At 41.8% G+C, this 8,313-nt stretch carries 9 protein-coding genes, 2 pseudogenes and 1 other annotated feature; of the genes and pseudogenes, 9 read left to right on the forward strand and 2 right to left on the reverse strand.

All coding sequences use genetic code 11. The features are described from left to right. The 4 genes and pseudogenes from AZ66_RS23820 to AZ66_RS23835 all read left to right on the forward strand — a co-directional run. Positions 1-272, forward strand: a pseudogene (locus tag AZ66_RS23820) (hypothetical protein); the annotation flags it as partial. Positions 273-311: 39 nt separating this feature from the next. Beyond that, positions 312-509 carry a hypothetical protein gene (locus AZ66_RS23825; protein ID WP_139170642.1) on the forward strand — a complete coding sequence of 66 codons (198 nt, stop codon included), beginning with the start codon at positions 312-314 and terminating at the stop codon, positions 507-509. Beyond that, entirely contained in the window at positions 496-723 is a 228-nt protein-coding gene (locus AZ66_RS33025; RefSeq protein ID WP_044357133.1) for a hypothetical protein, read from the forward strand. Before AZ66_RS23825 ends, AZ66_RS33025 begins: the two co-directional genes overlap by 14 nt. Before the next feature lie 186 nt (positions 724-909). Further along, the gene (locus AZ66_RS23835; protein ID WP_044357134.1) at positions 910-1,224 is read left to right on the forward strand and encodes a hypothetical protein; all 315 of its coding nucleotides are present in this window, start codon (positions 910-912) and stop codon (positions 1,222-1,224) included. A gap of 259 nt (positions 1,225-1,483) precedes the next feature. Here AZ66_RS23835 and AZ66_RS23840 read toward each other — a convergent pair whose 3' ends face one another. Together AZ66_RS23840 and AZ66_RS23845 are read right to left on the reverse strand one after the other, a co-directional pair. Then, the gene (locus AZ66_RS23840) at positions 1,484-2,377 is read right to left on the reverse strand and encodes an SDR family oxidoreductase (RefSeq protein WP_231587014.1); all 894 of its coding nucleotides are present in this window, start codon (positions 2,375-2,377) and stop codon (positions 1,484-1,486) included. Between the two features lie 14 nt (positions 2,378-2,391). Next, positions 2,392-4,053: a thiamine pyrophosphate-binding protein gene (locus AZ66_RS23845; protein ID WP_044357135.1), complete on the reverse strand. Its 1,662-nt coding sequence runs from the start codon at positions 4,051-4,053 to the stop codon at positions 2,392-2,394. Positions 4,054-4,563: 510 nt separating this feature from the next. On the opposite strand from AZ66_RS23845, the gene AZ66_RS31600 reads away from it, so the two are divergent. The 5 genes and pseudogenes from AZ66_RS31600 (at position 4,564) to AZ66_RS33905 (ending at position 7,925) form a co-directional block, all read left to right on the forward strand. Further along, positions 4,564-4,659 carry a YjcZ family sporulation protein gene (locus tag AZ66_RS31600; RefSeq protein ID WP_156160061.1) on the forward strand — a complete coding sequence of 32 codons (96 nt, stop codon included), beginning with the start codon at positions 4,564-4,566 and terminating at the stop codon, positions 4,657-4,659. Between the two features lie 117 nt (positions 4,660-4,776). Continuing rightward, positions 4,777-4,890, forward strand: coding sequence for a hypothetical protein (locus AZ66_RS33030; RefSeq protein WP_044357136.1), 114 nt, complete (start codon positions 4,777-4,779; stop codon positions 4,888-4,890). A 233-nt stretch (positions 4,891-5,123) separates the two neighbouring features. Beyond that, positions 5,124-5,375, forward strand: a binding site (T-box leader). A 105-nt stretch (positions 5,376-5,480) separates the two neighbouring features. Next, positions 5,481-6,467, forward strand: coding sequence for a tryptophan--tRNA ligase (gene trpS / locus AZ66_RS23855; protein ID WP_044357137.1), 987 nt, complete (start codon positions 5,481-5,483; stop codon positions 6,465-6,467). Positions 6,468-6,645: 178 nt separating this feature from the next. Beyond that, complete coding sequence (locus AZ66_RS23860; protein WP_269433128.1) at positions 6,646-6,909, forward strand: MerR family DNA-binding protein; 264 nt, start codon at positions 6,646-6,648, stop codon at positions 6,907-6,909. 19 nt (positions 6,910-6,928) lie between these two features. After that, positions 6,929-7,925, forward strand: a pseudogene (locus tag AZ66_RS33905) (SDR family NAD(P)-dependent oxidoreductase). Positions 7,926-8,313: the final 388 nt, after the last annotated feature.

An 8,313-nucleotide genomic window follows, 5' to 3' on the forward strand; every position in this document is an offset into this window, starting at 1 on the left:
TAAATCACCAAGGGGATAGCTTGACAAACATTAGCTGGTTTTTATTGCTGCGCGGAGTATTCCGTGTGCTTGTCGAAGGATTGATTAAATACAACGATTGCTGCAAAGAAACACTGCGTGAGTTCTCATGCTATGTATGGAATGAGAAGGCAGCAGCAAGGGGAGAAGACAAACCAGTCAAGGAAAATGATCACCAAATGGACGGAGATCGGTATTTCGTTCGTGGTATGGTCAAACGTAAAGGTGGCGTGTACTTCCCGGATGCTTCTTAAGAAAGGAGGATGCACCTGTTTTTTCAGTTTGGGGATGAAATGAAGAATATCGAGACAATTTTGAAAGATGGAGCCATGACCGCAGCTATTCTTCCTGACATCATTCAGATAGAAATAGGCGACTGGAAGAAATCAAAGAAACGCGAATGGATGATTACCGGTGAAAACTACTACAAGAATGAAACAGATATCCTTGAACGTGTACGCACTGCTATAGGTGCAAGTGGAGCTCAATAAGCTTCTAAATGCGTTTACACGAAAGCTTATTTATCAGAATGTAGGCTTCGGCAAGCCAATAAGCATTCAAACAAAAAACGAAGGCTATCATGAAATGCTTACTGACATCTTCAATGATGCTATGATGCGCCATATACAATCAAATGGTGAAGAGGCGTTAAGTAAATTGATGGGGCACGGGTTGGTCGAGCCATTATGCCATTACGTGAAGTAGTTGAATTGGCGGGAGGAAAGTCAATGCTTGGGATGGAAAGGAGTTATGTGTGATTATTTGAAAAAAAGTAGATAACTAGGTATAAAGACAATTATCATATTTTATTTACAAATATACCCTATTGAGATAATGTGTTGATATATGGGTGTGAATCCCTACTATACTAAATGAAAGGGAAGTGAGACTATGAAAGCAAAAAAAATGTTTGTCGCGTTTTTGATGGCAGTAGTAATGGTAGTGACTTCGCCTTCTGTTTTTGCATACACGGGTTTCGGTGATACCCTACAAGAAGCTGTGATGCTTTATAGATGGGGGTACTCATTTGAAGACCAATTCACTTTACCAATTGATAATATCAATGACTATGATTACTATGTGACCGATTATACAAATGGTGATCAGAGTGCAATGGGTTTCCATATTAGTATGAAGCCTCAGCCAGGTGTTATTTACGATCTTCAGCTTATCGAACAGATTCAAACGGGAGAATTATTAAAGTAACCGACTACAATGACAACACAATTGAGAAAAATATTTGGTATTCGCTTTATAATGGGCATAAGGCATACATCAGAGTATCCTCACATGGGTTTAATGATTACGGTAAAGATTACACTCTGAAGTTTAAGAGAGTTGTATAACAGATATAACACGAGCAAGAGCCTTAGGGAATCCTGCGGCTCTTTTTAGTTTACTTTGCTGTCCCAAATCTAGTTGTATGACCGTCACGATTTTCGAATCTCCACGAAGCTGGATCTCCTCAGCTGTTCACAATAACACCACCTGTAGCATGAATGAATTGACCCGAAATATACGATGCGTCTTCCGATGCCAGAAATACATACGCGGGTGCGACCTCGCAAGGTTGCCCTGCACGACCCATCGGATTTTTTTCTCCCCATTTTGCTACTTGAGCGGCAGGAAAGGATGCGGGAATAAGAGGCGTCCATATGCTCCCAGGGACAACGCCGTTTACTCGTATGCCTCTGCTGTGCAACGATTTCGAGAGCGACCGGGTAAAAGCAACGATAGCGCCCTTGGTGGCTGAATAATCAATGAGCTGTTCATTCCCCTCATAGGCAGTGAGGGAGGCGGCATTGATAACACTGCTTCCCTTTTTCATGTGGGGAAGGGCGGCCTTCGTTAAATAAAATACTGAGAAAAAATTGGTTCGAAACGTTCTTTCCATCTGTTCGGATGTAATACTTTCTAAACTGTTCTGAACATGCTGCTCAGCCGCGTTATTGACGAGAATATCCAGTTTGCCGAATTGTGTAACGGTTTGTTCCACGATTTGTATGCAAAAATCTTCTTGGCCAAGATCCCCGGCAATACACAGACACTTTTGCCCTTTTTGCTCAACAACCTGTTTGGTTTCTTCAGCATCTGTATGTTCGTTGAGATACACAATGACGACATCTGCGCCTTCTTTGGCGAAGGCTACAGCTATGGCTCGTCCTTGCCCGCTGTCTCCTCCGGTAATGATGGCCACTTTATTTTTCAGTTTGTCGCTCGGTTTGTAGTTTGGATCGTCATAAATGGGACGCGGGTTCATCAGAGACTCAATACCGGGCTGCTCATCTTGGTGCTGAAGTGGATAAGGAGGTTTGGGCATGTTTACGGAGGTAGGATGTTTTTCGGTTGCCGATGTCATAGAATCATGCTCCTTTATTTTTGGATTTGAAAATCCGGATGCGTTATTTTTGCCGTCGGGACATCGATGAGGTAAGGTTTGGAGGTTGATTTCGCTTCATCTAAGGCGATGCGAAGCTCATCATTCGTTTCCGCTCTTTTGGCTACCCATCCAGACGCTTCTGCAATTTGGACGAAATTCGGGTTCGAGATGTCTGTCCCAAACGGACGGAGATGTTTCATCATCATTTTGTCATGTTCCATTTGCAGGGTTCCATTATTGAAAACGATGACTGTTATGGGAAGTCCGTAACATGCGGCTGTAATTAAATCCGCCTGTACCATTCCTAATCCGCCGTCCCCTGTAACACAAATGACTTGCCTGTTCGGAAATGAACATTTTGCCGCCATTGCGGCCGGCAACCCAAACCCCATCGTTCTCCAACGCTCCGACAACACCAAATGATGGGCGGTTCCCCTGAAGTTTCTTAGAAACCATAAGGTAACATCTCCTTCATCCAGCGCAATAATGGCGTCCTTGTCAATGTGTTGTTCAACGACGCTGACGATCAATGCTGGATGAAGTGGTGACAATGAAATGGCACGTTCTAGTTTGTTTTGTTCATTCCAGACTTGTTTACATTGGTTCACGAGTTGCAACCAATCGGGATTTGAACGGTAGTCTGTCATGCCTTCTGTAAGTGCTTGGATTATCTCTGCGATATTACCGACGATCCCGACTTGTGACGGAATAACCTCGCCGATAACTGATATCCGTTCTTCGATATGGATCACTTGCGCATGTTCAGGGACATGATATTCCGGCCACCAAGAGGCACCGATGGCAAGGACGACATCCGCTTGTTTGCATAAGTCGCTTGCAAAAGGATTCCCGCCTTCGCCCAAACCGCCGAGCAGGTAAGGGTGAGAATCTGCAATTATTCCCTTTGCTCCGTAACTCATGACAATTCCGCATCCCCAGCGATCAGCCAATTTCCGGATCGCATCACAGGCATGATTTGCTCGATTGCCAGCAAGGATAACGGGGCGTTTCGCCTTAAACATAAGATTCGCCGCTTGTTGGATTTGGCTCTGTCCAGCTATTTGATTTGTGATTCGAATTGGTTCGCGCGGTTTTCCCCCGCAGGGAAGTGTCCATAGATCTGAAGGTATGGAAAGATGAACGGGAATTGCCTGTTCCATTGCTGTAAACATGGCCTGTGCTAAGGTGTCAACGACTGCATTGGGATGAACGACAATCCGGCTGAACCCGGTAATCGCCTGAACTAGTCCCTGCTGATCGATATACTGCTTATACGCCGTTCCGATCTTGGGGATAGACGCTTGACCTGATATGGCCAAGACGGGAACGCGATCTAAGTATGCGTCTCCTAGACCAGTCATTAAATTTGTCAAGCCAGGTCCCATTTGCGCGGCGCATACTCCGATTCGACCGGTTAATTTGGCTTCGGCAGACGCCATCATGGCAGCGACAGACTCGTGTTTTACGCCAACCCACTCCAAATCATTCTGGCGAGAGAGACCCTCCATCAAGCCGAAAATGGCGTCCCCGATCACCCCGTAAATCCGCTTAACGCCCCACAATTGTAGTTGCTCGATAATCACATCCGCAACCTTTTGAGTTTCGGTTCGATCCTGTAATTGATTATCATGGGCAACATCCGTAAATATACTCATTTTGCCGCCAGCTCCTTGCCTTTTCCTTAGTATGGATGCGCAGCCTGTTTATTATGAACAATCTTGGATGAATGTTACGGATGCTTCGTCGGTTTTTGATAGTGAATAAAGATATGAGAAAAAGCACTTTAGTGAGTGCTTTTTCTATTACTATGAAAAGAGCCGCTCATATGATGGGAAAAAGGAATAACAAGAACAAGATCCCGTTGACCCCAAGCTCTTCTTTCTAGAAGCATGGACGCGTGACGGGGTTATATACGAAGATATAGCCCATAAACTAGCGTGGATTAATCGGTCTTTCGAGAGTAGGGCAAGAAGTATTCAGCACTATTGGCAGCCATAAAATGAGGCTGTTGAAGTAGAAAATGAGCTGTTTAAGCAATGCTTGACTGCAGGAACGGAAGTCTGTAGCTCTTAGTATTTTTTATAATGAGTAGGGTATAGCCGAGACAAATAGATAACTACCTTAATAATATATGTATTGTATCTAGCGAGAGGAGGGCATCTCAAATGAGCGAAATTGGTCATCATCGCTTTACTTCTACAGCCATAATATTGGTTCTGTTTATTTTGTTGGTCATCGTACTTTGTGGAAGCTTCTGTTAATTTGATAAAAGGATCTGAACTCACACTATTCCAGGCAGTTCTAGAGGATTAGCCGAGTCAGAATGAAGGTAACATTTATACTATGTAAATGTGCCAAACGAGAGGAGGTTAACTCATATGGGTGAAGTTGTTGGAGGTTTCTCATGTGGATTTGGAGGTTTCACTTCTATTGGTGTAATCTTGGTCTTGTTCATTTTGTTGGTTATCATTTCCCGTTCATTTCTTTTTTAGCATCTAACAGATTAATTTTTCATAACTCTGTATATTTACACTGCAAATCTGTTTGAAATACTGGTGTTGAGCCGGCACACCGGTAAACAAATAAGAGCCGAATGGGTATCCCTCGGCTCTTTTAATTATGAAAGGACTGACTCAATTCGATTGATGTAAAAAATTATCCTGAAAATTTAATTTGATTTACTGATTGATATCCATTATAATACTTTCAATTATATATGAACGGATCAACGATGTTGATGAAGAGCAAGTACGTATCAGATAATGAGGTACAGAGAGTCGGTGGATGCTGTGAACCGATCCTCACCTGATGCCGAATGGGCTTCTGAATCGCTCCGCTGAATTGAGTAGGCGTTGCCGGATTCTCTCTCCGTTATCATGAGAGGAGTATCGTAATGATGGTAACCATCTTGCCGTACTTTAGAGTGAATCGCTATTAGCGATTAAAAAGGTGGTACCACGAAAACCTCGTCCTTTATTGGGCGAGGTTTTTTTGTATTACTTGAAAGGGGTGATGGCCATGGATGATGGTTGGTGGATCATAAGATTGCATTTCAGAAATAATATTATGAGGAGGAACATAAGTGAAAGAACGGATTTTGACAGGCGATCGGATTACAGGAAAACTTCACCTTGGCCATTACGTTGGCAGCTTAAAAAATCGTGTGGAGTTGCAAACCCAATACGAAACTTTTTTATTACTTGCAGATGTTCAAGCCCTGACTACTCATTTTGAAAAACCCGAATCAATTAAACAAAACTTGCGCAATGTGGCATTGGACTATTTATCAGCAGGTATTAACCCTGATAGCGCAACAATATTTATTCAGAGTTTGATCCCTGAGATTGCTGAGTTAACCACTTATTTTTCCATGTTTGTTACGGTCAATTCGTTACGTCACAATCCTACTATAAAAGCGGAAGCCACAGAACGTGGATTTCACGATATGTATTACGGATTCCTGGGCTACCCCGTAAGCCAGGCGGCTGATATTACCTTTTGTAAGGCGACTTTGGTTCCAGTAGGAGAAGACCAAGTTCCTCATATCGAACAAACAAGGAAAATTGTCCGGCGGTTTAACCAACTTTATAAACCTGTGTTAGTGGAACCAAAACCACTCGTAGGTGATGTTCCACGACTGGTCGGATTAGATGGAAATAATAAAATGAGCAAAAGTCTAGGAAACACGATCAATTTGGACTCTACTCAAGAAGAGGTCAGTGAGAAGCTAAAGAAAGCGACAACTGATCCTGCACGGATCCATAAAACGGATATCGGACATCCTGAAATTTGCCCAGTCTACGCTTATCATCAAGCATTTCGTAAAGAAGGCTCCGATGAGATTTATGAAAGTTGTAAAAAGGGGCAGATTGGATGTATGGAATGCAAACGAAAGATATCGCAAAGTATCAACCATTTACTTGAACCAATGAGAGAACGGAGAAAAATGTATCACAACGATCCCAAAAAGGTCGATGAAATTCTTATGTCCGGTACAGAAAAAGCACGCCTTGTAGCAAAAGAAACTATGCTAGAGATACGTGAGGCAATGAGTATGAAATATTTCTAAGCTGATTATTTGTTGTACCCAATAGAGTATTAACTTTATGACATAAAACCCCGCGCTAAGATATTGTATAGAAGATAAACAGCCAATTTCCTACATGCTAGGGAAATTGGCTGTTTGCTTAGTTAAATCACTCGAATGAAATGGTGTACTTAAATAGAACGCAAGTTCACCAATGGTGATGAGATTCACTAGAATAACTTTCCATTTTATTCTCACACTACTTTTCATTAATCATCTCAAGAGAACACAAATGCCCTTGAAAAATATACAAGAATATATGAAGTACTCACTCGACAAAAACGATGAAGCGTGTAAAAGGATCCTTGAAGAACATAAAAAGCAAATCACAAAGCAGGTAACTGAGTTGCAAGATACATTGGATATTATAAATTATAAAATTACCCATTTTCGGCGAATAAAGACGGGGAAAGCTACCCGTTAATAAACGAAGGTGAAATAAAATGTTGAATGAGAATAATGAAAGAACCCTTCAAAAACCAATTCATTCTGGCTATAGCTCAAGAACTACAGCTAGAGAGGCCCTAGAAGGAAAGAATTTAATTGGAAAGCTAGTCATTGTAACTGGAGGATATTCGGGGTTGGGGCTTGAAATTACTCGGGTACTTGCGGAAGCTGGAGCAACAGTAATCGTACCTGCAAGAAGAATTGAACAGGCCCAAAAAGCAATTTCAGGTATTCCACGGGTGGAATTGGGAAGATTGAATCTCATGGATGCACATTCTATAGATGCTTTTGCAAAAGAATTCCTTACAACCAATCGGCCATTGGACATTCTAGTGAATTGCGCAGGAATTATGGCTAAATCCACTGAAACGCGATGCACGAGGGTTTGAATCTCAGTTTGCAACGAAGCATTTAGGACATTTTCAATTAACAGCAAGACTTTGGCCAGCTTTAGTCAGAGCAAACGGCGCAAGAGTTGTATCGGTTACTTCGCGTGGTCATCGTTTTTGTGGTGTTGATTTTAACGACCCCAATTTTAGAAATCGTGATTATGACAAATGGCAAGCCTATGGGCAATCCAAGACAGCAAATGCTTTATTTGCAGTTGAGTTGGATAAACGAGGTAAGGAATTTAATTTACGTGCATTCTCTGCTCACTCAGGAACGATTGTAACGAATTTGTCTCGGAATTTATCAGATGAAGAAATGCGTTCAATGGGAGCTTTGGACGAGCATGGTAATCGTATTGTAGTTAAATATGATGAAGAATTTAAGAGCATAGCAGAAGGGGCTGCTACAATTGTGTGGTGTGCAGTAAATAGTCAACTTGATGGCAAAGGTGACGTTTATTGCGAAAATGTTGACATTGCGGAAGTTGTTTCTGCTGAAAGTTCGGATCCATCCGGAGTTAGACCGTGGGCCGTTCATGCCGAATATGCAGATCTGCTTTTGAGATTAAGTGAAAATCTAACTGGAATCAATTTTTTAGATTAATTCATAGTATAGGGAGATTTATAATGAGCAATGACGCAAAAGTAGACAACTGAGCAGGTATTCCGCTTAATAAACCATTTATTGGAGCCTTTTGGTAGAGGACGGTCAATTTATTACAGCACGTAAGCCCGGCGATTTGCCAATGCAATTGTCCAGATTGCTTGAACGTCTTCAAAAATAATCTCCACATTGAATTAAAGTTGAGCTTCCAATTCTTGATTCTATAATCTGCGAGGGCCATAAAGCCCTCTCTTTTTTATTATTAGAAGAGGGATACGATGAAATAACCTATGAAGCTAACTAGCTGTACAGTATTTAAATTTAATTTCATACAAACAATAAAGATTCATTTTTAGTATGTGTCAAGTTGCCTAAATATTTTCAAGTT

This window comes from Paenibacillus sp. E194 (genome assembly GCF_000935845.1).
Classification (GTDB): Bacteria; Bacillota; Bacilli; order Paenibacillales; family Paenibacillaceae; genus Paenibacillus_B; species Paenibacillus_B alvei_B.